At 73.3% G+C, this 23,758-nt stretch carries 20 protein-coding genes; 12 read left to right on the top strand and 8 right to left on the bottom strand.

Annotated features, from left to right (window positions below):
* Nucleotides 1–25: 25 nt before the first annotated feature.
* The 5 genes from AB0L45_RS35190 to AB0L45_RS35170 are packed head-to-tail and all read left to right on the top strand — an operon-like array spanning nucleotide 26 to nucleotide 7,905.
* Nucleotides 26–1,240, top strand: a complete 1,215-nt coding sequence (locus AB0L45_RS35190; RefSeq protein WP_365847422.1) for a stearoyl-CoA 9-desaturase — start codon at nucleotides 26–28, stop codon at nucleotides 1,238–1,240.
* Nucleotides 1,241–1,287: 47 nt separating this feature from the next.
* Nucleotides 1,288–1,749: a cobalamin-dependent protein gene (locus tag AB0L45_RS35185; protein ID WP_365847420.1), complete on the top strand. Its 462-nt coding sequence runs from the start codon at nucleotides 1,288–1,290 to the stop codon at nucleotides 1,747–1,749.
* A complete protein-coding gene (locus AB0L45_RS35180) occupies nucleotides 1,746–4,949 on the top strand; it encodes an FAD/NAD(P)-binding protein (RefSeq protein ID WP_365847418.1) in 3,204 nt (1,067 codons plus the stop codon). Before AB0L45_RS35185 ends, AB0L45_RS35180 begins: the two co-directional genes overlap by 4 nt.
* A complete protein-coding gene (locus AB0L45_RS35175; RefSeq protein ID WP_365847416.1) occupies nucleotides 4,946–6,628 on the top strand; it encodes an AMP-binding protein in 1,683 nt (560 codons plus the stop codon). Before AB0L45_RS35180 ends, AB0L45_RS35175 begins: the two co-directional genes overlap by 4 nt.
* Nucleotides 6,625–7,905 carry an MFS transporter gene (locus tag AB0L45_RS35170; protein ID WP_365847414.1) on the top strand — a complete coding sequence of 427 codons (1,281 nt, stop codon included), beginning with the start codon at nucleotides 6,625–6,627 and terminating at the stop codon, nucleotides 7,903–7,905. The genes AB0L45_RS35175 and AB0L45_RS35170 overlap by 4 nt, the downstream gene beginning before the upstream one ends.
* 4 nt (nucleotides 7,906–7,909) lie before the next feature.
* Here AB0L45_RS35170 and AB0L45_RS35165 read toward each other — a convergent pair whose 3' ends face one another.
* Nucleotides 7,910–9,112: an MFS transporter gene (locus AB0L45_RS35165; protein WP_365847412.1), complete on the bottom strand. Its 1,203-nt coding sequence runs from the start codon at nucleotides 9,110–9,112 to the stop codon at nucleotides 7,910–7,912.
* 54 nt (nucleotides 9,113–9,166) lie between these two features.
* Here AB0L45_RS35165 and AB0L45_RS35160 point away from each other — a divergent pair, with 54 nt between their 5' ends.
* Nucleotides 9,167–10,006 carry a helix-turn-helix transcriptional regulator gene (locus tag AB0L45_RS35160; RefSeq protein WP_365847410.1) on the top strand — a complete coding sequence of 280 codons (840 nt, stop codon included), beginning with the start codon at nucleotides 9,167–9,169 and terminating at the stop codon, nucleotides 10,004–10,006.
* Here AB0L45_RS35160 and AB0L45_RS35155 read toward each other — a convergent pair.
* Both AB0L45_RS35155 and AB0L45_RS35150 read right to left on the bottom strand, forming a co-directional pair.
* Nucleotides 9,927–11,324: a gluconate:H+ symporter gene (locus AB0L45_RS35155; RefSeq protein ID WP_365847408.1), complete on the bottom strand. Its 1,398-nt coding sequence runs from the start codon at nucleotides 11,322–11,324 to the stop codon at nucleotides 9,927–9,929. The two genes, AB0L45_RS35160 and AB0L45_RS35155, sit on opposite strands and share 80 nt — an antisense overlap.
* 108 nt (nucleotides 11,325–11,432) lie before the next feature.
* Nucleotides 11,433–11,960: a gluconokinase gene (locus AB0L45_RS35150; protein ID WP_365847406.1), complete on the bottom strand. Its 528-nt coding sequence runs from the start codon at nucleotides 11,958–11,960 to the stop codon at nucleotides 11,433–11,435.
* Nucleotides 11,961–12,095: 135 nt separating this feature from the next.
* Between AB0L45_RS35150 and AB0L45_RS35145 the strand changes: the two genes are divergently transcribed.
* From AB0L45_RS35145 to AB0L45_RS35125, 5 genes are all read left to right on the top strand, one after another.
* Nucleotides 12,096–12,803: an FCD domain-containing protein gene (locus AB0L45_RS35145; protein ID WP_365847404.1), complete on the top strand. Its 708-nt coding sequence runs from the start codon at nucleotides 12,096–12,098 to the stop codon at nucleotides 12,801–12,803.
* 204 nt (nucleotides 12,804–13,007) lie between these two features.
* Complete coding sequence (locus AB0L45_RS35140; RefSeq protein WP_365847402.1) at nucleotides 13,008–13,385, top strand: hypothetical protein; 378 nt, start codon at nucleotides 13,008–13,010, stop codon at nucleotides 13,383–13,385.
* Between the two features lie 23 nt (nucleotides 13,386–13,408).
* Entirely contained in the window at nucleotides 13,409–14,092 is a 684-nt protein-coding gene (locus tag AB0L45_RS35135) for a hypothetical protein (RefSeq protein WP_365847400.1), read from the top strand.
* A 28-nt stretch (nucleotides 14,093–14,120) separates the two neighbouring features.
* A complete protein-coding gene (locus tag AB0L45_RS35130) occupies nucleotides 14,121–14,504 on the top strand; it encodes a hypothetical protein (protein ID WP_365847398.1) in 384 nt (127 codons plus the stop codon).
* Between the two features lie 22 nt (nucleotides 14,505–14,526).
* Nucleotides 14,527–14,934 (top strand): hypothetical protein, encoded by a 408-nt coding sequence (locus tag AB0L45_RS35125; RefSeq protein ID WP_365847396.1) that lies wholly within the window; start codon nucleotides 14,527–14,529, stop codon nucleotides 14,932–14,934.
* 70 nt (nucleotides 14,935–15,004) lie between these two features.
* Here the strand turns inward: AB0L45_RS35125 and AB0L45_RS35120 are convergent, their stop codons facing one another.
* Nucleotides 15,005–17,932 carry an AAA family ATPase gene (locus AB0L45_RS35120; RefSeq protein ID WP_365847394.1) on the bottom strand — a complete coding sequence of 976 codons (2,928 nt, stop codon included), beginning with the start codon at nucleotides 17,930–17,932 and terminating at the stop codon, nucleotides 15,005–15,007.
* A 291-nt stretch (nucleotides 17,933–18,223) separates the two neighbouring features.
* A complete protein-coding gene (locus AB0L45_RS35115) occupies nucleotides 18,224–18,433 on the bottom strand; it encodes a hypothetical protein (protein ID WP_365847392.1) in 210 nt (69 codons plus the stop codon).
* Nucleotides 18,434–18,631: 198 nt separating this feature from the next.
* Between AB0L45_RS35115 and AB0L45_RS35110 the strand changes: the two genes are divergently transcribed.
* Entirely contained in the window at nucleotides 18,632–19,516 is an 885-nt protein-coding gene (locus AB0L45_RS35110; RefSeq protein ID WP_365847390.1) for a L,D-transpeptidase family protein, read from the top strand.
* A gap of 233 nt (nucleotides 19,517–19,749) precedes the next feature.
* Here the strand turns inward: AB0L45_RS35110 and AB0L45_RS35105 are convergent, their stop codons facing one another.
* From AB0L45_RS35105 to AB0L45_RS35095, 3 genes are all read right to left on the bottom strand, one after another.
* Nucleotides 19,750–20,808, bottom strand: a complete 1,059-nt coding sequence (locus tag AB0L45_RS35105; RefSeq protein ID WP_365847388.1) for a hypothetical protein — start codon at nucleotides 20,806–20,808, stop codon at nucleotides 19,750–19,752.
* Complete coding sequence (locus AB0L45_RS35100; RefSeq protein WP_365847386.1) at nucleotides 20,808–21,545, bottom strand: RNA polymerase sigma factor; 738 nt, start codon at nucleotides 21,543–21,545, stop codon at nucleotides 20,808–20,810. The genes AB0L45_RS35105 and AB0L45_RS35100 overlap by 1 nt, the downstream gene beginning before the upstream one ends.
* A gap of 437 nt (nucleotides 21,546–21,982) precedes the next feature.
* A complete protein-coding gene (locus AB0L45_RS35095) occupies nucleotides 21,983–23,608 on the bottom strand; it encodes a glycoside hydrolase family 20 protein (RefSeq protein WP_365847384.1) in 1,626 nt (541 codons plus the stop codon).
* Between the last annotated feature and the right edge of the window lie 150 nt (nucleotides 23,609–23,758).

The raw sequence follows: 23,758 nt of genomic DNA, 5'->3' as shown, positions 1-23,758 counted from the left end.
GAACCGACATCGGGGGTGCCCTCTCATGCCGTCGACAGATGCCGTACAGGAACGGAAGGCCGGTGCGCGCAGCCCGGACCCGCGGGAATCGATGCGGGTACTCGGCCGGCTTCCGCAGTACCCGCTCACCATGTTCACCGGGAAACCCTTGTCCGGGCAGCAGCCGTTCCGCTGGTGGACCCCGCAGCACCATCTGGCCCATGCGCTGCTCACACCCGTGCTCGGCATCCTGCTGGGTGTCGTGGGCTGGAACCGGTCGGGTGCCTGGCTGCTCCTCCTGCTGCCGGGCTGGGCGCTGACGCTGCACGGCATGCGCAACCTGCGCATGATGATCTTCCACCAGTGCTCGCACCGGAACATGTTCCGCAAGCGTGCCGTCGACACGGCGATCGGCGGGTTCATCTCCAGCCTGCTGATCGTCCAGCATTTCCAGCGCTACAGCCGCGAACACGTCAGTGACCATCACGCCGCGCACCACATGACGCTGCGCGACCCCACCGTCCAGGCGTTCCTCATCAGCCTGGACCTGCACCCGGGCATGACCCGGCGGCAGATGTACCGGCGGGTGACCGCCAAGGCGTGCTCGCCCCTCTTCCACGCGGCCTTCGCCTGGGGCCGGATGCGGTCGTTCTGGCACGGGTCCATGAAGGGCGAGAAGATCGCGGCGGTCGTCCTGCACGGTGGTGCGCTCACGGCGACGATCGCGACCGGCACCTGGCCCGCGTTCCTGGTGATCTGGTGCGTACCGCTCTTCCCGCTCTTCCAGCTGAGCAATGTCCTGCGCCTGTGCTGCAAGCACACGTTCCCGGCTCCGGGGATCACGAACAAGCGGGGCCGGGAGTACTTCAGCTCCCTCACCAACGCGGTGTTCATCGGCGAGGCCGTGCCGCCGCCCGGGCTGCCGCCGGCGCGCCGGGTGCGCGCGTGGACCCGGTGGGTGCTGCGCATGTTGTTCATCCACGCCCCCATACGTTTCTGTGTCATCACGGGTGACACCCCGGCCCATGACTTCCACCACCGGTACCCCGCGAAGAAGGACTGGGCCAACTACCTGTTCACCCGCCAGGAAGACCTGGAGAAGGGGTGTCCGGGCTGGCCCCCGTACACCAGCGCGTGGGGCCTGGGCGCCGCGATCGACGCGGTGTTCGACTCCCTCTCGGCCGCCGATCCGGAGGAATTCGACGTGCGCCGCATACGGGACGTCAGCAAACGCGAACTCTTCGCCGCCTTCGAGGACTGAACGGTCCCGAGGGCCGATCGACGAAATACATTCAACGGGGAGAAAACATGAGCAACACCTTAACTCTGCCTGGTCTGCGCGTCGTCCTTTCCAGCGTCTCTTCCGATTCCCACACCTGGAACCTCGTCTTCCTCCAGCTGCTGCTGGAGGAGAACGGGCACGAAGTGATCAACCTGGGTGCCTGTGTCCCCGACGACCTGCTGGTGGAGTCGGTCCGCCGGTTCTCCCCACAAGCGGTGGTGATCAGCTCGGTGAACGGCCACGGATTCCTCGACGGTGAACGGATGATCCGCGCGCTGCGGGCGGACCCGGACACCCGCGACGTGCCGGCGGTGATCGGCGGCAAGCTGGGCATCGACGGGTCCGGCGACCACCAGCGGGCCGCCCGGCTGGTCGAGGCGGGCTTCGACGCGGTGTTCACCGACGCGTCCGACCCGTCCGCGCTCGTCTCCCACCTGGCGGAACTGCCCGCCCCGGCACCGCAGCTCGCGGGGGCGGGCCGGTCATGAGTCCGTACAACGCCCTGGACATGGGCCATTACGTCAGCGCGGCCCGGCGGGACGGCGTCCTGGTGGTGCAGCCCCGGATGGGGATGAGCACGCCGGAGGAGATGTCGGCGGGGCTGCGCGCGGTCGCGGACAGCGATGCCCGCACCATCGCCACCCTCACGCTGGACAGCTACACCCGGGTGGGGGACCACGAGGGCGCCCGGCGGGCGCTCGCCACCGGCCGGCGGCTCAACGGCTTTCCCCTGGTCGTGCACGGCCCCCGGGTCACGGCCCGGACCGCCGGTGCCGCCGGGGACCGCCCGGTGCAGGTCCGGCACGGTTCCGCCAAGCCGTACGACATCTTCGCGACCATGGCGGACGCCGGGCTGACCGCGACCGAGGGCGGCCCGGTCTCGTACTGCCTGCCGTACGGCCGTACGCCGCTCGCGGAGTCGGTCGCCGCCTGGCGGGACGCCACCGGACTGCTCGTGGAGCGCAGCAGGCAGAACGGCCTGCGGACGCACCTGGAGACCTTCGGCGGCTGTCTGCTGGGCCAGCTCTGCCCGCCGTCGCTGCTGATCGCCATGAGCGCGCTGGAAGCGCTCTTCTTCGTCCAGCACGGCGCGGAGAGCGTCTCCCTCAGTTACGCGCAGCAGACCGACTCCGTCCAGGACATCGAGGCCCTCGCCGCGCTGCGCCTGCTGGCCGACGAACTCCTGCCGCCGTCCGTCGACCGCCATCTGGTGCTGTACCAGTACATGGGGGTGTACCCGCGCACCCGTGAGGGCGCGGCGCTGCTGCAGCGGTCGGGGGTCGACGTGGCGGTGCGCGGCGGCGCGGAGCGGATGATCGTCAAGACGGTGGCGGAGGCCCATCGCATCCCGCACGTGAGCGAGAACGTGCTGGCGCTGGAGAGCAGCGCCCGGCACGCGCTCGTCTCCCGCTCGCGCAGCAGGCTGCCGTGGCACCACCAGGTGGACTGTACGCAGGTGCTGGAGGAGGCCCGCGCCCTCGTCGCCCCGGTGCTGGAACACCGGGACGTGGGGGCGGGGCTGCTCGCCTCCTTCCGGTCCGGGCTGCTGGACGTGCCGTTCTGCCTGCACGCCGACAACCGCGGTCTGAGTCAGGGGGCCATCGGTGACGACGGGCGTCTGGTCTGGGCGCGGTCCGGCCGGCTGCCGGTGGCCCCGGCCCGGTCCCGGACCGGCGCGGGTCTGCGTTCCGAGGAACTGCTGCGGATGCTCAACGCGACCGCCGAGCGCCACGACCGCGCCGCCCTGGCCGGCGGCCGGGCCGCGGTCACCGCGGCCCCCGGCGAGCGGGAGCCCTACCGGATCGCCGTGGTCGGAGTCGGTCCGCGCGGGCTGTCGGTACTGGAGCGGCTCGCGGCGCGCCTCGGTGACGCGCCGGAACGCCCGGTCGAGATCTGGGCCATCGACGCGCACGAGGTGGGCCCCGGCCGGATCTGGCGCCCCGAGCAGTCCGAGGTGCTCCTGATGAACACTCCGGCGGGTGAGGTCACGATGTTCTCGGGTCCGGCCGACGGCGGTCCGCCCCGTGCGGGAGCCGGGCCCGCGCTCGACGCGTGGTGGCGTACCCAGGAGCCGGAGGCCGCGGGGGCGCACGCGTACGCGCCCCGGGCGACGTACGGGAAGTACCTCCGCTTTGTGCTGGACGCGGTGGCGGAGGGGCTCGGGCCGCGGGTGACCCTGCACCGGCGGGTGGACACGGTGACGGCCATGCGCCGGCCGGCCGGCGGTACGGGCTGGGAACTGTCGCTGGCGGGCGGCACGACGCTGCACTGCGACCACGCGGTCCTGACCACGGGGCACGCCAGGCCCGAACTCTCCCCCGACCAGCGGGCGCTGGCCGACTTCGCCGCCGCGCGTCCGGCGCTGCGGTACGTGCGGGGCGACTCGGCCGCCGACATGCGGCTGGCGGACGTACCGGCCGGCGCGGCCGTGGGGGTGATCGGGATGGGACTGGCCTTCTTCGATGTCATGGCCCTGCTCACTCTGGGCCGTGGCGGGCGGTTCGAGACCACGGAGGACGGCCTGCGGTACGTGCCCGGCGGGCGGGAGCCACGCCTCCTGGCCGGCTCCCGCAGCGGTGTGCCGCTGCCCGCGCGCGGCCGCAACCAGAAGCAGGCCACCGACCGGTACCGGGCACGGATCTTCACCGCCGAGCTGGTCCGGGACCTCCGCACGCGGGGCAAGCTCGACTTCACCCGGCAGGTGCTGCCCCCGCTCATGGCGGAGGTCGACCTGGTCCGCTACGCGCGGCAGATCCGGGCCGGCGCCGGCGAGGCGGCGGAGAAACGTTTCGTCGAGGCGGCCGTCCGCGCCGCGCTCACCGCTCCCGACCCCCACGGCGCGGTACTCCGGGAAGCCGCCGCGCACCCGGCGGCCGGCCCCGTCACCGCCACCGACCTGGCGGCGCTCGCGCGCCCCTTCGGCGACCGGACGTTCGAGGACCGTGCCGCCTACCGGGAGGCGGTGACCGAACTGATCCTCGCCGACCTGCGGGAGGCCGCCGCCGGCAACCGGTACGGGCCGCTGAAGGCGGCGCTGGACACCCTGCGCGACGTGCGCGGCACGCTCTGCTCGGCGGTCGACCACGCCGGCCTCACGGCCGCCTCCCACCAGGAGTTCCTCACCGGGTTCGTACCGCTCAGCTCGCACCTGTCCGCCGGGCCGCCCGCCGTCCGGTTGCAGCAGGTCCTGGCGCTCATGGAGGCGGGGGTGCTCGAACTCGTCGGCCCGGACGCCCGGTTCACCGGCGACGAGGAGACCGGGCGGTTCAGCGTCCGGTCGCCCCGCGTGGGGGGCGGGCCCCTGCCGTGCGACGTCCTGGTGGACGCTCGTATCCCGGCACCCGACATCCGCGCCGATCCGGAGCCGCTCACCCAGGACCTGCGCCGTCGCGGCCTGCTCACCACCTTCACCAACCAGGACGCGGGCGGGGTGCTGGAGACCGGCGGCGTCCACGTCACCAGCGGATCCCACCCGGTCGACGTGCACGGGCTGCCCGTCACCGACCTCCACGTGTTCGGCATACCCACCGAGTACACCCGGTGGTTCACCCAGGTCGGCAGCGGACGGCCGGGCCCCTGGGGCCTGTTCACGACGGACGCCGACACCATCGCGGCCGAGCTGGTGTCCGGGCTGTCCGCCCCGGCCGCCCCGGCTCCCGCCGCCCGAGACCAGGAGGCCGTGCTGTGAGCAGCCCCCACCCGGACTACTGGGCCCGCCGGCGCACACCGGCCCACACGGAGTTCCGCCGGGCACGCGATCTGCTGCTGTCCCTGCGCCACGACCACGACGCCGCCGTGGAACGGTTCCGGTGGCCCCGGCCCGCCGAATTCAACTGGGCGCTCGAATGGTTCGACGTCATCGCGCACGACAACCACGACCCCGCGCTGATCCTCATCCGGCCCGACGGCACCGCCGACCCGGTCTCCTTCGCCCGCATGTCGGCGGCTTCGGACCGCACCGCCCGGTGGTTCACCGGGCTGGGGGTGCGCCGCGGGGACCGCGTCCTGGTCGTGCTGGACGCCCGGAGAGAACTGTGGGAGGTGATCCTCGCCTGCCTCAAGACCGGTGCCGTGGTCGTGCCGACCCACTGCGGGCTGACGCGCCAGGAAGCGGCCGACCGGGTCCGGCGCGGCGCCGTCTCCCACGTGGTCTGCCGCGACGGTGACGCTCCGCTCTTCGACGGTGCCGACCTGCCGGGCCGGCGGATCAGCGTGGGCGGGGACGCCGAACGCGAGGGCTGGGACCGGTACGAGGACCGGACGGACGAGGGCCCCTTCCTCCCCGGGGAGGCGACCGCCGCCGACGCGCTCGCGTTCTGCTACTTCACCTCCGGTACGACCTCGGCCCCCAAACTGGTCGGGCACACCCACACCAGTTACCCGATCGGCCATCTGTCCAGCATGTACTTCAACGGTCTCCTGCCGGGCGACCGGCATCTGAACGTCTCCGTGCCGGGCTGGGCCAAACACTCCTGGAGCAGCTTTTTCGTCCCCTGGAACGCGGAGGCCGCCGTGGTGGTGCCGCCCGAGCAGCCGGCCGGCGAACCACCGCTCGCCGACTGGCTGGTGGCGCACCGGGTCACCTCGATGTGCGCGCCCCCGAGCGTGTGGCGCGCCCTGTCACCGCGGCTCGACGGTGTGCGTCCGGCGCTCCGCGAGGCGACCAGCGCCGGGGAGCCCCTGGACGCCGAGCTGGCGGAGCGGGTCCGCGCCGCCTGGCACGTACCGCTCCGCGACGGGTACGGGCAGACGGAGGCGACCGCGCTGATCGGCACCTCCCCGGGCCTCCCGCACCGCCCCGGGGTGCTGGGCAGACCACTGCCGGGGTACCGGATCACGCTGCGGTCCGAGGACGGGGCCACCGGCGCGCGGCGGGGCGAGATCTGCGTCGAGCTGGCCGACGCCCCCGCGGGCATGATGCAGGGGTACCTGGAGGCCGGCAAGGACGTCCGGCCCCCGGGGCGGGATGGGCTGTATCCCACCGGTGACCTGGGAGAACAGGACGAGTCCGGGTACATCCGGGTCCTCGGCCGGCTCGATGACATCTTCAAGTCCTTCGACCACCGGGTCTCCCCGCACGAGGTGGAAGCGGCCGTGAACACCCACCCGGCGGTCGCGGCCTCGGCCGTCGTTCCGGTGCCCGACCCGGTCGGCGGCGCGGTCCCGCACGCGGTGGTGGTCCCGCGGGCGGGGCATCCGGCGGGCCCCGAGCTGGCCCGTGCGGTGCTGGCGCACTGCCGGGAACTGCTGGCCGCGCACCTGCGGCCGCGTTCCGTCTCGTTCACGCCGGCCCTGCCACGCACGGTTTCCGGGAAGGTCCGCCGTCGGCAGGTCGCGGCACAGCTCCAAGAGGAAGAAGCACTGTGACCCACCGTTCCCCCTCCGCCTCGCCCGCCCCGGCCGGGGCGCCGGCGGTGCCGCCGCGTTCGGCGCCGGCGTTCTGGACCGTCGCCTACTTACTCTTCGCGGTCATGCTGGGCGGCGCCCTGCCCACTCCGCTGTACCCGCGCTACGCCGCCGACCTCGGCCTGTCACCGCTGCTGATCGCCCTGGTGTTCGCCATGTACGCGGTCGGCATCCTGGCCACGCTGCTGTTGCTGGGCGGGCTGTCCGACAAGGCCGGCCGACGGCGGGTCCTGGCGCCCGCCCTGGCTGTCGCCGCCCTGAGCTGTCTGGTGTTCATCCTCTTCCCCACGCTTCCGGGACTGATCGCGGGGCGGTTCCTCAGCGGCGTCTCGGTCGGCCTGGCCACCGGCGCGGCCACCGCGTACCTGCGGGAACTCTCCCCCGACCCGGCCCGGGCGGCCCTCGTGGCCTCCGCGACGAACATGTTCGGGCTCGGCGGCGGGCCGCTCCTCAGCGGCGTCCTCGCCCGCTATGCGGCGTGGCCGCTCGTCGTGCCCTATCTGGCGCTGGCGCTGTGCCTGCTCCCCGGGTTCCTGCTCGCCCGTCTGCCGGAGACGGTCCGCCGTGGCGGCGGGAGACTGCGGGTACAGCGGCTCGCCGTACCTCCCACGTCCCGTCCGGTGTTCCTGGCGATGGGGCCCGCGATCTTCGCCGCGTTCGCCCTGCTGGGCCTGCTGGCGGCCCTCACCGGGACCTTCCTGAAGGACGTCATGCACCAGCACAGCCCGCTGCTGGTGGGTGTCCTGGTGTGTGCGGCGTTCAGCGCGGCGGGGCTGACGCAGCTGGCGATCCGCCGGTTCTCCCTGTACGCGGGGGCGCTGGGCGGCATGGTGGTGGTACCGCTCGGGCTCGTACTGATCGTGGCCGCGCTGCCGACCGAGTCCCTTTGGCTGTTCCTCCTGGGAGCGGTGGTCGGCGGGGCCGGCGCGGGAGCCGCGTTCCGGTCGGGCGTGGCGCTGGTGTCGGGCAGCGCTCCGGCCTCCTTGGCGGGGCAGGCGGTGTCCAGCCTGTTCGTCGCCGCCTACCTCGGGCTGACCGTCCCCGTCATCGGTGTGGGTGTGCTGGCCGCGGCGAGTTCGCTGTTCGTGGCCGCGGTCGTCTTCGCCGTGCTGGTGGGCGTCCTGACCGCGGCCAGCACGGTGGCGACCCTGCGGTTCCGGAGGAAGCAGGCGGCGCCGCCCACCGCGGCTCCGCCGCACGACCGGAACGGTGTCGCGGCGGCCGGTCGGACGGACTGATCCGTCACGCCGGCGCCCTGCCGCGCACCGAGGGCACCGGCCGCGGGTCGCCGTCCCGCCCCGGCTCGGTCAGCGTCCGCGCGACGAGCCAGGCCACGACGCACAGCGCGATCAGCGGCAGCAGCGCGGTCCGCAGACCCGTGGTGTCGGCGAGGGCGCCGATGGCCGGGGTGGCGACGCCGCCGACGCTGACGGCGAGGCCCAGGGTGACGCCGCTGGCGGTGCCCATGCGGTTCGGCAGCAGGTCCTGGCCGAGGGTGATGTGCAGGGAGAACGGCACGTACAGCGCCGTCGCCGTCAGGGCGGCGAAGACGTACAGCGCGGGGCCGGGGACGAGGACCAGCCCGGCGACGGCCGGGACCGTGGCGGCGTAGGCGATCCGTACGGTACGGACCCGGCCCCACCGGGAGGCCAGCCGGCCGCCCAGCACGGTGCCCACCGCGCCGCCCGCGAACAGCACGAACAGGGCCGCCGAGCCCGCGGCCGGGCCACCGCCCACCCGCTGCTGGGCGTAGACGGCGATGAAGGCGCTCAGGCCGACGAAGACGATGGAGCGGCAGACGATGACGGCCGTCAGCCGCAGGAACTCCGGCCAGTTGTCGCGGCCCGCTGTGCGTGCCGCGGCCTTGGCCACGGCGGCCTTGGGCGCCAGCGCGCGGATCACCGAGGCGGTCAGCAGGACACCGGCCACCGCGGGCACCACCAGCCACGGCGACGCGTTCAGCGAGCCCGCGGAGAGCAACGGGCCGACGGCGGCCGGGGCGAGGGCGAAGCCGATGTTGCCGCCGAGGGAGTACCAGCCCATGGCGACGTGGCTGCCGCCGCTCGCGACGCGGGCCAGCCGCGCGGACTCCGGGTGGTACGCCGCCACGCCGATGCCCGAGAGGGCGACGGCGAGGCAGGTCAGGGCGTACGAGTCACCGAGTCCCGAGAGGGCGATGCCGAGGCCGGCGCACAGGGTGCTCACCGGGATCAGCCAGGGCATCGTCCAGCGGTCGGTGAGTGAACCGAACAGCGGCTGGACGATGGAGGAGAGGAGGGTGGCGGCCAGCACGATGCCCGAGGCGGCGGCGTAACCGTAGTGGCGCTCGGCCACCAGGAAGGGCACCAGGGCCGGTACCGCGCCCTGGTAGAAGTCCACCGCCGCGTGTCCGACGGACATCGTCGCGACCGGCCGCCGGGGAGCGGCCACGTGCTTCGTCGTCATGTACCGATCTTGGCGGGCGCACCCGGTGGCGGACTTCTCATAAGCTGCCATGCCATGCCGGTTTTCCGCCATCACCCGCCGCACGTCACGACCATCACCCGTTTCCTGCCGCAGGGCACGGAGGTGACGGCGCACGCGCACGACGTCCACCAGATCGTCTACGCGGGGCGCGGCGTGCTCACCGTGACCACGGACGCCGGGAGCTGGGTCACCCCGGCCACCCGCGCCATCTGGATCCCGGCCGGGACGGTGCACGAGCACCGGGCGCACGGGGACACCGATCTGCACACCGTCGGCGTGCCCCTGGACGCCGATCCGCTGGGGCTGGACCGGCCCGCCGTCCTCGCGGTCGGCCCGCTGCTGCGCGAGCTGATCATCGCGTACAGCGGTACGGCCGGCCGCCGTACGGCCGAGGCACGGCGCCTGCTGGCCGTACTCCTCGACCAGCTGCGCCACACCCCGCTCCAGGCCCTGCACCTGCCCCGGGCCCGCGACCCGCGGCTGGCGGCGGTCTGCGCGGCCCTGCGCGCCGACCCCGCCGACCCGCGGCCGCTCGCCGCGCTGGGCGCCGCGGCCGGGGCGAGCGAGCGGACCCTGGCCCGCCTCTTCCGCGCCGAACTGGGCATGACCTTCCCCCAGTGGCGTACGCAGCTGCGCCTGCACCACGCGCTGGTGCTGCTGACGCGGGACGGCCCGGCGCTGTCCGTGACCGCGATCGCGCACCGCTGCGGCTGGGCCTCGGCCAGCGCCTTCATCGATGCCTTCCGCCGGTCGTTCGGACACACGCCGGGCGCGCACCGGGACCGGTACGGCGCTACAGCACCAGGGACAGCAGCAGGACGCACACGATCCCGACGACCGAGATCAGCGTCTCCATCAGCGACCAGGTCTTGACCGTCTGGCCGACGTTCATGCCGAAGTACTCCTTCACCATCCAGAAGCCCGCGTCGTTGACGTGGCTGAAGAACAGCGAACCGGCGCCGACGGCGAGGACGAGCAGGGCGGTGTGGGTGGTGGACATGTCCGCGGCCAGCGGCGCCACCAGGCCCGCGGCGGAGATGGTGGCCACCGTCGCGGAGCCGGTCGCGAGCCGGATGGCGACCGCGATCAGCCAGGCCAGCAGCAGCGTGGAGATGTTCCAGTCCTTGGACAGCTCCAGGATCATCCGGCCGACGCCCGCGTCCACCAGGGTCTGCTTGAAGCCGCCGCCCGCGCCCACGATCAGCAGCACACCGGCGATCGGCGCGAGGGACTTCTCGACGGTGGAGGCGATCCGGCCCTTGGTGAAGCCGGCCGACCGGCCCAGCGTGAACATGCCGACGATGACGGCGGTGAGCAGCGCGATCAGCGGGGAGCCCACCACGTCGAAGACCCGCTGGACGGTGCTGCCCTTGTCGTCCACGACGACATCGACCAGGGCCTTGGCCAGCATCATCACCACGGGCAGCAGCACGGTCGCGACGGTGATCCCGAAGCCGGGGCGCTTGTCCAGCTCACCGGAGGCGCGCTCGGGGACCATCTTCTCCGGCGGGCGGATGTCCACCCAGCGCGCGGCGTAGCGGGAGAACAGCGGACCGGCGACGATCGCGGTGGGGATGGCGACGACCACGCCGAGCGCGAGGGTGACGCCCAGGTTGGCGTGCAGCGCGTCGATGGCGGCCAGCGGGCCGGGGTGCGGCGGGATCAGGCCGTGCATGACGGACAGGCCGGCCAGCGCCGGGATGCCGATGCGCATCAGGGAGAAGTTGCCGCGCTTGACGACCAGCAGCACCACGGGGATCAGCAGCACGATGCCGACCTCGAAGAAGATCGGCAGGCCGACGATGCCGGCGATCAGCACCATCGCCCAGGGCATCACGCGCCCGCTCGCCTTCGCCAGGATTGTGTCGACGATCTGGTCGGCGCCGCCGGAGTCGGCGAGCAGTTTGCCGAGGATCGCGCCCAGCGCGATCAGGATGCCGGTGCCCGCGACCGTACTGCCCAGGCCGGACGAGAAGCTGGCGATGGCCTTGTCCAGCGGCGCGCCCGCCACCGCGCCCAGCACCAGCGAGCCGATGATCAGGGACAGGAAGGCGTGCAGCTTGAACTTGGTGATGAGCAGGACGATGACGGCGATGCCCGCGAGGACGGCGATGCCGAGCTGCGCGTGACCGGCCGAGGTGATCGGCTCGGTCGCATCCGCTGCCAGCATCTCGACGCTGAGATGTGTCACGGCTGTTCCCTAAGGGGTGCTGTTACTGGGTGTGGTGGTGGCCCCGGGGCGCGGGAGCGGGGGCGTACGGGGCGGTGCCCTCGCGCCGGCGGGGAGTGCGGACCGGGGTCAGGCGGGGGCGGGCCGGCCGGTGTCGTAGTGGCGCAGGGCCTCGACGGCGCGGTCGGCGATCTCCCGGGGGGTGCCGGACACGTCGACGGCGACGCCCGCCTCGTCCGGGCCGAGCGGTTCCAGGGTGGCGAACTGGGAGTCCAGCAGCGCGGTGGGCATGAAGTGGCCCTTGCGCTCGGCCATCCGGGTCTCGATCAGCGACCGGTCGCCGGTCAGGTGCAGGAAGACGATGCCGGGTGCGGCGGCCCGCAGGCGGTCACGGTAGGCGCGCTTGAGCGCCGAGCTGCTGACCACCCCGCCCTGACCCGCGCGGCCGTGGGCCCAGGCGCCGATGGCGTCCAGCCAGGGCCACCGGTCGGCGTCCTGGAGGGGGGTGCCGGCGGACATCTTGGCGATGTTGGCCGGGGGGTGGAAGTCGTCGCCCTCGGCGTAGGGGACATCGAGGTCGGTGGCCACCAGCGGCCCGATCGTCGTCTTGCCGGTGCCGGCCACGCCCATCACGACGATGACGTGGGGGGTGCTCATCCCGTGTACCTCGCTGTCCTCTTTGACATCGGTCTGTCGTCCCACTGAAACCCATGGGATACGACGTATTCAAGCCTCTGTGATGTAAAAGTCATACTTAAAAGCGGACCCGCTCCGGGAACGTAGGCTGATCCCATGGAGAACCAGGGGGCGGGTCAGGGGCTGCACGCGCGGGTACTGGAGTCCCTCGGACCCGCCATCACCGCGGGTGAGTACCCGCCGGGCACGATCTTGCGCACCGACGAGCTGGAAGAGCGCTTCGAGGTGTCCCGTACGGTCATCCGCGAGGCGATACGGGTCCTGGAATCCATGCACCTGGTGGCCTCGCGGCGCCGGGTCGGCGTGACCGTACGCCCCGCCGAGGAGTGGAACGTCTACGACCCGCGCGTCATCGGCTGGCGGCTGGACGGCCCCGACCGCCCCCGGCAGCTGCGCTCCCTGACCGTGCTGCGCTCCGCCGTCGAACCGGCCGCCGCGGGCCTGGCCGCCCGGCACGCCACCCCGCGGCAGTGCGCCGAGCTGACCGAGCACGCCATGGGCATGGTCGCCACCTCGCGCGGCCAGCAGCTCGACGCGTACCTGGTGCACGACGTGGCCTTCCACCGCGTCGTGCTGACCGCCTCCGGCAACGAGATGTTCGCCCGGCTCGGCGACGTGGTGGCCGCCGTCCTCACCGGCCGCACCCACCACCACGTCATGTTCACCGACCCCGACCCGGCCGCGGTGACCCTGCACGTCCAGGTCGCCGAGGCGGTACGGGTCGGCGACGCGGACCGCGCCGAGGCGCTGACCCGCGAGATCACCGTGGGCGCGATGGCCGAACTGGACGTGCTCGCACCATGACGGTGCCCGGCCACGGCTGCGCGCCGTGGCCGCCCGTACGGGAATTCGTGGTCGACCGCTGAATTCCCGTTCCCTACCGCAGTTCTGGGCTTTATTTCTTCCCAACCCCGGCCCGGCCCGGCATAACTGTGACCACACGGCGCGGCATCGCACCTCGATGCACTCCTCCCGCGCCGCGGCACAGCACGGAGAAAGGCCGGAACCATGAGAATTGCCCGAAGGACGGTATACAGCCTGGCGGCCGGAGCGGCGCTCTGCACCTCCGCCGTGGCCCTCGCCCCGGCCGCGCACGCGGCGAGCGAGAACTACGTCAAAATCACCAACAAGGCGGGCATCGTAGCGACCACGTGCTACGAGTGGCTGGGTACCAGCGGCAAGGACTACTGCCACCAGGGAAAGGCCGTGGGCCAGTCCTGGACCGCGTACTTCCCGGAAGAGGCGACCTCCGCGGTGGTCAACCTGAAGCTGTCGCCGTGGGACAAGAACAGGGACAGCGCCCCGGTGCGGGACACCGGCAAGAACCACTGCTTCGAGATCCGGGGCCTGCTCGGCTCGGAAAAGCTGATCGAAACCGGCTGCTGACGGACGAGGAAGCGAGCAGAGCCATGAAGTACACACGCACGGGCGTGGTGGCCGGCGCCCTCACCGCCGCCCTCGGATTCGCCACTCCGGCAGCCCTGGCCATTCCGCCCGAATACCCTGCCGTCGACGGCGCCACGGACAACTGGGTGAACGAGGCGACACCGACGGTCGAGTACAAGAACGGGCTCAAGGACTCCGACCCGGCCCGGGTCAAGGAAGCCCTGGAGCAGTGCAGGAGCCAGTCGGTCTCCTGCAAGGCGGCCACGGTCGGCACCCCGGAAAAGGTGACGAAGTGGTTCGACGCGGGGAGCGACGGCACCCAGGCCAAGGTGCTGGAGAACTGCTCGACGGGCGCGGGCGCCACCGACATCAAGCAGTCGGTCGGCGGTATGCACGCGTTCGCCTGGGGCTGGAACGTGGGCGGCTCCGTCGACATCCCGCTGGCCAAGGGCGTCGGCATCGGGATCAGCGGACAGTACAACGAGACCAATACCGAGACGAAGACCGACAGCGTCGAAATCACCGTGAAGCCGGGGTACCGGGGCACGCTCAAGCTGGGTCACGACATGGAACGCACCGTTTCCGACATCACCGTCCAGGGTGGGAAGTTCGGCGGCGCGAAGATATCCGGGGTGCGCACCGAGGCGCTGCTCAAGGAGAACGCCAAGCGTGCCAAGCCCGACACCCAGCCGTGCGGCCAGAAGTGAACCGCGGGACCGGCGAAAGGACGCGAGTATGAGAAACATCAGGCGTACGGCGGCCTGCGCGACCGCCGCGATCGGCATCGCACTGGGCGGCGCGGTGGTGACGGCACCCCCGGCCTCGGCCGCGTCGGGCCACTTCATCTCCTTCGAGAACAAGGGCTGGTTCGTGGCCAGTACCTGTTACCAGTGGACGGGCTCGAAGACGTCCGACAGCTGCGATGCCGGAAAGAAGATCAACGACACCTGGCGGGTGGAGATACCGCAGGACGCGACCGGTGTGGAGCTGAATGTGACAGTGCTGGCGCAGGTCGCCGGCGGCAACATCACACCGCAGATCACCGATCTGAAGCGTGACTACTGCTACGAACTCTCCGGCACCACCTTCGGTCCGAAGATCACCGAGAAGCAGTGCTAGACCGGGCGAAGGGAACGGGAACATGACCTCCGGAACTCATCGGGTGAAGACGGCGGGCGGATACGGCGCGGCCGTTCTCGCCCTCGTGCTCGGCGGCGGAATCCTGACGGCGCCGTCGGCCGCCGCGAGCGCGCAGAACTCCATCCAGTTCAAGAACGACGCGCTGTACTTCGTCGACACCTGCTACGAATGGCAGGGGCCCGCGGGCATCGAGAAGAAGAACTACTGCCACAACGCCAAGGCCGTGCAGGCGACCTGGAAGGCGCACTTCCCGGAGGAGGCGACCGGGGCCACCGTCAAGGTCACCTTCGCCGGGTACACGGGCGGCCCGCCGAAGACGGTCACCGTCGACGACGTCAGCAAGGACAGCTGCTTCCAGCTCAAGGGAACCTGGCCGAACTACGCCGAAGTCCTGCGCGTGAACTGCTGACCCGGCCCCCTGACCCGCCGCCACCGGCCTGCCACCCCTGACCCGGCACTGCGTGACAAGCAGCGCCGGGTCAGCGGCGTCGCTCCAACCCCCGCAGCGCGTCGCCCAGTTCGCGCCGCCCCCCGATACGCAGCTTGCGGTAGGCCCCGGTCAGGTGCGTCTCCACCGTCCGCAGGGAGACGAAGAGATGCTCGGCGATCCGCTTGTTGCTCCACCCTTCGGCGGCCAGCACGGCGACGCGCTCCTCCCCGGCCGTCAGCGGACAGCCGCCCGCTCCCCGGCTGCCGGCCCGGCCACCCGCGTCGTGCAGCCGCTGCTGGAGGCTGCGTGCGAGGACGCCGGCCCCGCACCCGGCCGCGAGGTCCAGTCCGCGCCGTAGCGCCGTACGGGCCCCGGGCTTGTCGTCGCGCCGCAGCAGCGCGCCGCCCAGCGTGTGCAGTGCCCGGGCGAGTTCGAGGTCCGCGGGGGTGCCCTCCAGTACGTCCACCGCCTCCGCCACCCGCTCCAGGCCGCCCGCCCCGCCGGTGACCTGCCCGGCGGCGTGCAGGGCCACCCCGACGGCGCGCGGTATCCGGCAGGCCCGCGCCCGTTCCAGCTCCTCCTCGGCGAGCGCGCGGGCGTCGCTCCCGTACCCCAGCAGGAGGCTGACCCCGGCGGCACGGGAGCGCCAGGGGGCGATCGCCGGGCTGACGGTTCCCGCCGCCTCGTAGTGGTGCCCGCACTCCCGCAGCAGCGTCAGCCCGGCCCGCCGGTCCCCGAGGGCGGTGCGCAGCGCGGCCAGGCTCAGCAGGAAACGCGGCCACTCCCAGGAGGCGTCGGACGGGTCCGTGGCGGAGTGGACCGCGGCGATGCGCTCGGCTTCCTCCAGGTCGCCCTGTTCCAGCAGGGTGTCGATCCGGATGGTGTCCAGCGTCATGCGGTACGGGACGTCCCGCGCTCCGCGGGCCTGTTCGGTCACGGTCCGGGCCACCGCGGCGGCCTGCGCCACGTTCCCGCGGCGGAGCGCGACGGCGGCCCGGTGGATGAGCAGCCAGGACGCCGGCGGCTCCGTACCCGTCTCCCCCGTCCGGTGCAGGAGGCGGTCGCACAGCTCGCCGGCCGCGTCGAGGTCGTCCAGGTACAGCAGCGCCTGGGCGACGAAGTAGTGCAGCGGGAAGAGGTCGTGCGAGAAGGCCGGGAGGTTCACCCTGGCCCGGTCCAGCAGCTCGGTGACGCGGCCGGCGGGCTCGCCCGCCCGCAAGGCCGTGAAGGCGCGTACGGCGAGCAGCTGCCGTTCCCCGGGGGTGTGCCCGTCCAGATCGGCGGCGCGCGCGCCGGCCCGGCCCGGGACACGGACCGAAGGACGTTCGAACTCCAGCCACTCGACCAGTGCCTGCATCCGCAGCAACGGCTCGCGGCCCCCCGGCGCGGCACCCGTACGCGCGCTCAGCTCGGCGGCCAGCCGCGCCAGGTCGGGGCTGCCGTCGCGCCCGCCACGCGACATCAGGTGGCAGTAGGCCAGCACCCCGACGGCCTCGGAGCAGGCGGTGGCGTCGGTGAGGTGCTCCAGCGCGGCCGTGCCGTACGAGACGGCGAGGCCGGGGTCGTAGTGACTGGCGGCGACGGCCAGCTGCACCAGCACCTGGGCGTGCTCCTGCGGGGCGGCCGGCTGGAAGACCGCGTGCCGCAGATACGTCACGGCGGTCTCGGCCGCGCCCCGGCGCAGCGCCTCTCCGGCGGCCCGGCGCAGCACCGCCAGCGGCCAGCTGCCGGGCACCGGGCCGGCCGCCATCACGTGCGCGGCCACCTCCTCGTCCGGGCGCCCGCTCAGGTGCGACACCTGCGCCGCCCGCGCATGGGCCGCGCCGACCTCCTGGGGCGTCCACTCCGCCAGCACGGCCTCACGGACCACCCGGTGGACGAAGCGCGGCTCGTCCCCGGCCCCCAGCAGCCCGAGGGAGTGCAGCTCCGCCCCCGCCGAACGGACCACGGCCTCACCGGTGCCGCAGTACGCCGCGAGGAGCGGCCACGGCACGCCGTCCCCGAGGACCGCCAGGCCGCGCGCCAGCTCGGCCACGGCCGGGGATCCCTGGCCCAGCCGGTGCCGTACCTCCCGCAGCAGCGTGGGCAGGCCGAAGCTCCGGATCCGGTCCCGGTCCTCCTTCGTGGGCCGTACGCCGCCGCGCCGCGCGTCGCACAGCAGGGCGCGCAGGAAGAGCGGGTGCCCCTCGGTGGCGGCGTGGCAGGCGGCGCTGAACGACGGGTCCGGCCGGGGCTCGCCGAACTCGCGCGCCACCAGCTGCGCCACGTCCGCCGGGCCGAGCGGCTCCAGCGCCAGGGTGCGGCAGACGGCGGGGTGTACGAGGGCGTCGTACAGGTCGCCGGGCGCCGGGCGCTCTCCGGTACGGGTGGTGACGGCCACCAGGATCGGCTGGGTGTCCGCCCGGTTGACCAGGTGCGCCAGCCACCGCAGCGACGGCGCGTCGATCCACTGGAGGTCGTCGACCGCCAGCAGCAGCGGCTGTTCACGGGACAGCCGGAAGGCGAGGCGGTCCAGGCCCGCCAGCGTGCCGTCGGCATCGGCGTACGTACCGGAGTCGCCGCCCCACGGACCTTCCGGGTCGAGGATGCGCAGCACCGTCTCCCCCACCCCGTCGAGCAGCGCCCCGCGCTCCTCCTCCCCGGCGGCCGCGACGAGCGGGTGGAGCAGCCGCCGCGCCGTACCGAAGGCGAAGTCGCGCTGGAGCCGGTGGCAGCGCACCCGCGCGGCACGGAAGCGCGGGACGCCGTCCAGCCAGTGCTCCAGCAGGGCCGTCCGGCCCACCCCGGCGTTCCCCACCACCTGCACCACCCGTGTGCGGCCCGCCGGCACCTCGTCCGCCACCGCGTCGAGGGCGGCCAGCTCAGCGGCGCGCCCGGCCGGCGGCGGGCCTTCACGGACCGGCCGGACGACGCGCGGCGCGCCCGCCCCGCGCGGTGCCTCCCGGCCGGCTCCGTCACCCCTGCGACCGTCGATCATCTGGCCCCTACTTCCGTCGATCGGATTGCCAGACGTCGGCTCGCCACCCGGGGTTGCGCCGCGCCGGGGGTCTCACCATCCGGACGGACCACGACAACCCGCCGCTCAGCCGCCGACCTCCGTACGGGGCACCCGACTTGAACGGCACACCGGACACCGGACCTCCCCGGGCACCCGCCCTCCGCCCGCCTCCTTCTCGTGGTCGGCGGCGGCTGATCTCGTGGTGATCCACGGAACACCAGGACGGAACCGTCCGGTACCGGACGGACGGCACCGCATCCCGGCGGCAGCTCAGAACAGCGGCTGCTGCCCCGGAAACGGCGGCTCCTCCGGATCGAACAGACGCTCCGCCGGGGCCATCATCGGCGCGATACGGCGGGAGCCGGGGCACGACACCAGCTCCAGCACGGTGCGGCGGCCCGGCGGGTCGTGCCGGGCGAAGCGGCCGCCGACGACGGCGATCTCTCGGTTGCATACGGGGCACGGGCGACGCGGTGACATTTCCTCATTGTCCCTTGGCGCGCCGGACACCCCCGCGCGCGGCCCCGCCGAAGCAGCCGGGGGGCGCGCCGGACGGACACCGCGGCACCCTCTGCGCCCCCGCGCCTCCATGCCCCGTCACCCCTGTGCGCGCCCAGGTTCGGTTCCCCGCGGGCCTGGGAATCTACGAGGGACCGGTGTCACCACAGGGGTGCCGCCATGACAGGGACGCGGAAGGGACACGGCGTGCGCAAGGGACGTACGGTGGCAGCGGGGCTGGTGGTGCTGGCCGTGACAGCCGGCTGCAAGACCATCACGATCACCCCGAACGGCGGACTCCCCTCGGCGTCCTCCACCGCCACCGCCACCGCACCGGAGCGCGCGGAAGCCCTCCCCGCCCGTACGGCGGACAAGGCACCCCCCGGACGCGCCCGCGCCAGCAAGGCACCCCGCCGCGCGGTCAAGCCCGTGCTCGCCCCCGGCGACCGGAGCCACCGGGTGCGCGAACTTCAGGCCCGGCTGGCCCAGTTGTCACTCTTCCGCCGTAAGCCCACCGGTTTCTACGGCCGGCAGACCGCCACCGCCGTGTCGGCGTTCCAGGGCCGGTGCGGTCTGCGGCGTACCGGCACACTGGACCGCGCGTCCTGGCACGCCCTGCACGCGCGCACCCGCCCGCCGACCCGCGCCGAGATGTATCCGCGCCCCAAGAAGAAGACCAGGAAGCCGCCCGTCCGGCGCGACCCGCGCTGCATGACGGGCCGCGTCCTGTGCATCAGCAAGCGGAGCAACTCACTCGCCTGGATGGTGGACGGCAAGGTCCGCTCGGCGATGGACGTCCGCTTCGGCGCGCAGTACACACCGACCCGCGAGGGCACTTTCACCATCACGTTCAAGAGCCGGCACCACGTCTCGTCGATCTACCACACCCCCATGCCGTACGCGATGTTCTTCAGCGGCGGCCAGGCCGTCCACTACTCCGCCGACTTCGCAGCCCGCGGCTACAGCGGCGCCTCCCACGGCTGCGTGAACGTCCGCGACAGCAACAAGGTCGCCACCCTGTTCCACCAGGTAAAACCAGGCGACAAGGTAGTGATCTACAAGTAACCCCGGCCAGCCGCAGTAACCCCACCCACCAATTGAGCATCCCCCACCCACAGCAACCAGTCCCGCGAGAGCGGCGCCGGCTTAGGCGCAAAGAACAGCGCGGGCAGGGCCGGGGGAACGTGCCCCGCCCGCGCCAGGTGCGACGAGCCGTTGGTACGGGGGGAACCCCGGCTCGCGCGCAAGCCGATGACCAGTCGGCTTCACTCCGTACTGCGCCGGGCGCCCGGAAAACGTCACACCATGGCGACGAGTGGTCCTCCAGGAAGGCGCGGCGCGCCAGGGCCGGCGAACCCGGCCGACGGCGCATACCGGTGCCGGTCGTCGTCCTCGTCCCCGCCCTTGCCGCCGTGCCCCTTGTCATGGCCCTTGCCATGGCCGCCCTGCCCGTGGTCGCCGCGGCCGTCGCCGTCGTAGCGGCTGTCGCCCTTGCCCCCGCCCGGGGCGTGGGAGAGGTACTGGCGGCAGAAGGCGTGCACCTTGTCGGAGCCGCCGGCCGCGCGTTCCAGGCGGCGGAGGGTGTCCTGGCCCAGGGCGGCGCGGCGGCCCGATTCGTAGGTGCGGCAGAACGTGACGCCGAGCCGGTACTTCTCCTGGGCGTCGGGCCGGTCCCCGGGCCCGTCGGGCCGGCTGTCACCGTCGCCGGTGCTGCCGCCACCGGTGGCGTCCTGGCCGGGGGCGCTGCGGCCGGGGGCGGGGGGCGGGGTGGTGCCGGTGCCCCGGTCGTTCCCGCCGTCGGTGATCAGGGGTCCGGGCCGGCCCGTGCCGGGACTGTCCGGGTCCGGCAGCCGGGTGGCACCGCCGGTGGCCGTGCTGGTGTCGTCGGTGGCGTCCTGGCCGGGGGACTCGGCGGCCGAGACGCTGGTGGCCGGGGCCGGTCCGGGGCCGCCGCGGAAGGGGCTGGGCAGGACGCCCGCGCCGGCGGCCACGGCGACGCCGCCGAGCGCGCAGCCGGCCAGGGCCACCATGAAGCCGCGGCGCAGGGGGCGTCCGAAGCGGCGGCGGGTGGCCGGGCCGGCGCCGCGGGGGGTGCGTACGGCTGCCGTCGCGGGCGCGGCGGTGATGTCGGCCGCGGCGGCCGCGGCGGGGCCGTGTGCCTGCCGGAAGGCGGCGACGGCGGCTTCCTCGCCGGGCAGCGGGGTGTCCCCGGCCGGGGCCCGGCCGGCCGCCGCTGCGGTGTTCAGCAGGGCGGTGAGTTCCGCGGCGGCGGCGCCGTCCGGGGAACCGGCCGGTTCGCCGCGCAGCAGTCGCTCCGCGGCCTCCTCGTCGAGCCAGTCGTACCGGTCGTCGGCCATCACATGTCCTTCTGCGTTCGTGCGGCCGTTTCCGTCACACCCGGTACGTACGATTCCGCCGCGCCCTCACCCCGTGCCGTGCCCCGTCCGATGCCCTGGGCGGGCACCTCTTCCACGGGTCCGCCGCCCTTGCCTGGTCCGCCATCCTTGCCGGGTCCGCCGCCGTCCTCGCCGCCGGCTCCGAGGAGGTCGGCCAGGCGCCGCAGGCCGCGGTGTGCGGCGGTCCGTACGGCGCCGGGCCGCTTGCCCAGTACTCCGGCCGCGCTCTTGGCGTCCAGGCCGACCAGTACGCGCAGGACGACGGCTTCGGCCTGGTCCTGCGGGAGCCGGGAGATCAGGCGGAAGGTGTGGTGGGTGCCGAGGGCTTCCATGGCCTCGCCGGCGGTGTCCGAAGCGCCCGCTTTGTCGGCCAGTTCGGTCTCGTCGCCGCCGACCGCGGGGCGGCGGCCGCGCATGCGTATGTGGTCCAGGGCGCGGTTGCGGGCTATGCGCGCGGCCCAGCCCCGGAACCGGTCGGCGTCGCCGCTGAACCGGGCCAGGTCGCGGGTGATCTGCAACCACGCCTCGGAGGCCACGTCTTCGGCGTCCGCTTCGCCCACCAAGGTCCGTACATATCCGATAAGCCGGGGATGCACGGCGCGGTAGACGGTACGGAACGCCGCCTCGTCGCCGCCCTGCGCCGCCTGTACGGCGACCGTCAGCCGGCCGTCGTCCGGCTGAATGTCGTCCCCTCGCACGGGTCCATCCTGTCGCACGCGGAAAGTCCGCCGCCCGGTCCTCGCTGATTCGCTGTTCTCGGGCACCGCGGGTACCCCTGGTAACCCGTGTGTCCCCGCTGACGGTAACCCGGCCGCCCGCACACCGGGCACCCGGGCTGCTGCTGACCTGCCGCTCCGTACCGGCGGGAGGACGTCCGGCCACCGCGCCGGGCGGCGCGGACCCGCACGCTACGGCCAGGGCGCACCCCGCGTCCAGAGCACCCGCGCACCGGGCGGGGCCCGGCGCGCGGCACGTGCCGTGCCCCGGTCCGCACCCCGTGTGACGCTTTCGCGGCGTCCGGCGCTGTAAGGGACAGGGGCTCGTCACCGGGCCTCCCTGGAACGACGGCCGGGGCCTCTCCTGTGGGGGGTGGCGGCCCCGGTCGTCCCCTCTCGCCGCGTCCGGCCCTGGCCGCTCAGACCTGGTCGGCCAGTTTTGTGAAGTCCGCCCAGGAAAGGGCCGGATCGCGGCGGTCCCAGACCTTCTGCGCCAGCGCGCGCAGCGGCCTCCGGATGCCGTCCGCCACCTGCTCCTGCGTCTGCTCGCCGGCCAGGTCGCACCAGACCGCGAGGCGCGCCCCGACCACCCGGTCCGGGCCGGACCGCGACCGCGGTACGGCCTCGGTGCCACGCAGCACGCCGGGGTTCCACTGCGTGTAGATGCGTTCGCCGGTCGGGTACGGCATGTCGTTGGGCTCGCCGAGCACGTAGTACAGGTACTCGTCGTTGAGGTTGACGACCGTGCGGTTCTCGCGCAGGTACTCGTCCGGTTCGCGGGCGCCGATCTCCTTGCCCGTCCAGTAGGCGACGGTGCGGCGGGGGTCCGGAGCGACGTCCGTGTCGCGGAAGTAGCCGTCGTTCCACGCCTCGACCTGCTGGGCCCCGGCGGCCCGCACGGTCTTGTCCCGGTCGTTGAGCCAGCCGGTGGCCAGGTCCTCGATGGTGGCGCCGTCCCCGTACTTCTCCTGCGCGGCGCGGGCCAGCTGCGGGTAGCTCTCGGCCGGGGCCCGGTCGGCCAGCGCGCGGTACTCGTCGCCGCCCAGGTGCCAGTGCCCGCCGGGGAAGAGCGGGGCGTACTCGCGCAGCAGGTCGTCCACGATCCCGGCGGCGCCGGGCTGCGAGATGTCCATGGCGCCGCGCTCGGCGCGTCCGTCGGCGGAGCGCAGCTGGAGGTCCGGGTGGGCGCGCAGGACGGCGCCGAGGTGGCCGGGTGAGTCGATCTCCGGGATGACGGTGACGTGCAGGCCGCGGGCGACCTCGACCAGGTGGCGCACCTGGTCCTTGGTCAGGTGGTCGGCGGAGACGATCTCGGGGTGCTTCTCGCTCTCGATGCGGAAGGCCTGGTCGTCGGAGAAGTGCAGCTGGAGCTGGTTGAGCTTGAGCCCGGCGAGGTCGCGGATGCGGTCCTCGATCCACCCGGCGTCGAAGTGCTTGCGCGCGATGTCCAGCATGAAGCCGCGCTGCGCCCGGTCGGGCCGGTCCTCGACCGTGCCTTCGGGGACGCCGCCGGAGGTCCGTACGGACTGCAGGACGGTGCGGGTGGCGTTGAAGAGGCCGGCGTCGGTGGGGGCGGTGAGGGTGAGGCGGGTGCCGCGGGACGTGAGGGTGTACGCCTCGGCGGCGGTGTCGTACACGGGGGCGTTGTCGGCGCGGCGGGCGGCGTCCTGGCCGCCGGACAAGCGCAGCTCGACGTCTCCGGGCCGTACGGACTGTCTGCCCCAGACCGTCCGCAGGCCGCCCAGTTCCCGGGCGAACCGCCGGGCCTCGTCGGCGGCCGGGCTCTTCTCGCCCGCGGGCACCACGACGCGGGCCGTCTTCGTGGGCCGCCAGCCGCGCCCGTCGGCCGCGGTGAACTTCTGTACGGCGGGCACGGTACGGGGCGGGCCCTGGACCGGGGCCCAGGTGGGGGTGGGCGCGGCGGAGGGGCTGCCGGCCTGGCCCTCGGCCGGGGTGCCGCGCTCCGAGCATCCCGTGACGGCCAGTGCCGTGAGGGCGGCGGTCACTCCTGCGGTGATGCTCGCGGCCAGTTTTCCGGTCCTCATATACGCAAAACCTCCCTTTCCGGGGCGAAGGTATTGCCAGGTGACAGACGTTCACGTCTCCTACGCGCGGGAAAGCTCTCCCATACGGGTGAAATCCGCGCATCCGTCGGACAGTGATCGACAGACGTCGTTACGGTGGCGTCTCCATCC

Origin of the sequence: Streptomyces sp. NPDC052496 (assembly GCF_040679095.1) — a bacterium.
GTDB lineage: Bacteria > Actinomycetota > Actinomycetes > Streptomycetales > Streptomycetaceae > Streptomyces.
This window is presented reverse-complemented; position numbering and strand designations above follow the sequence as displayed.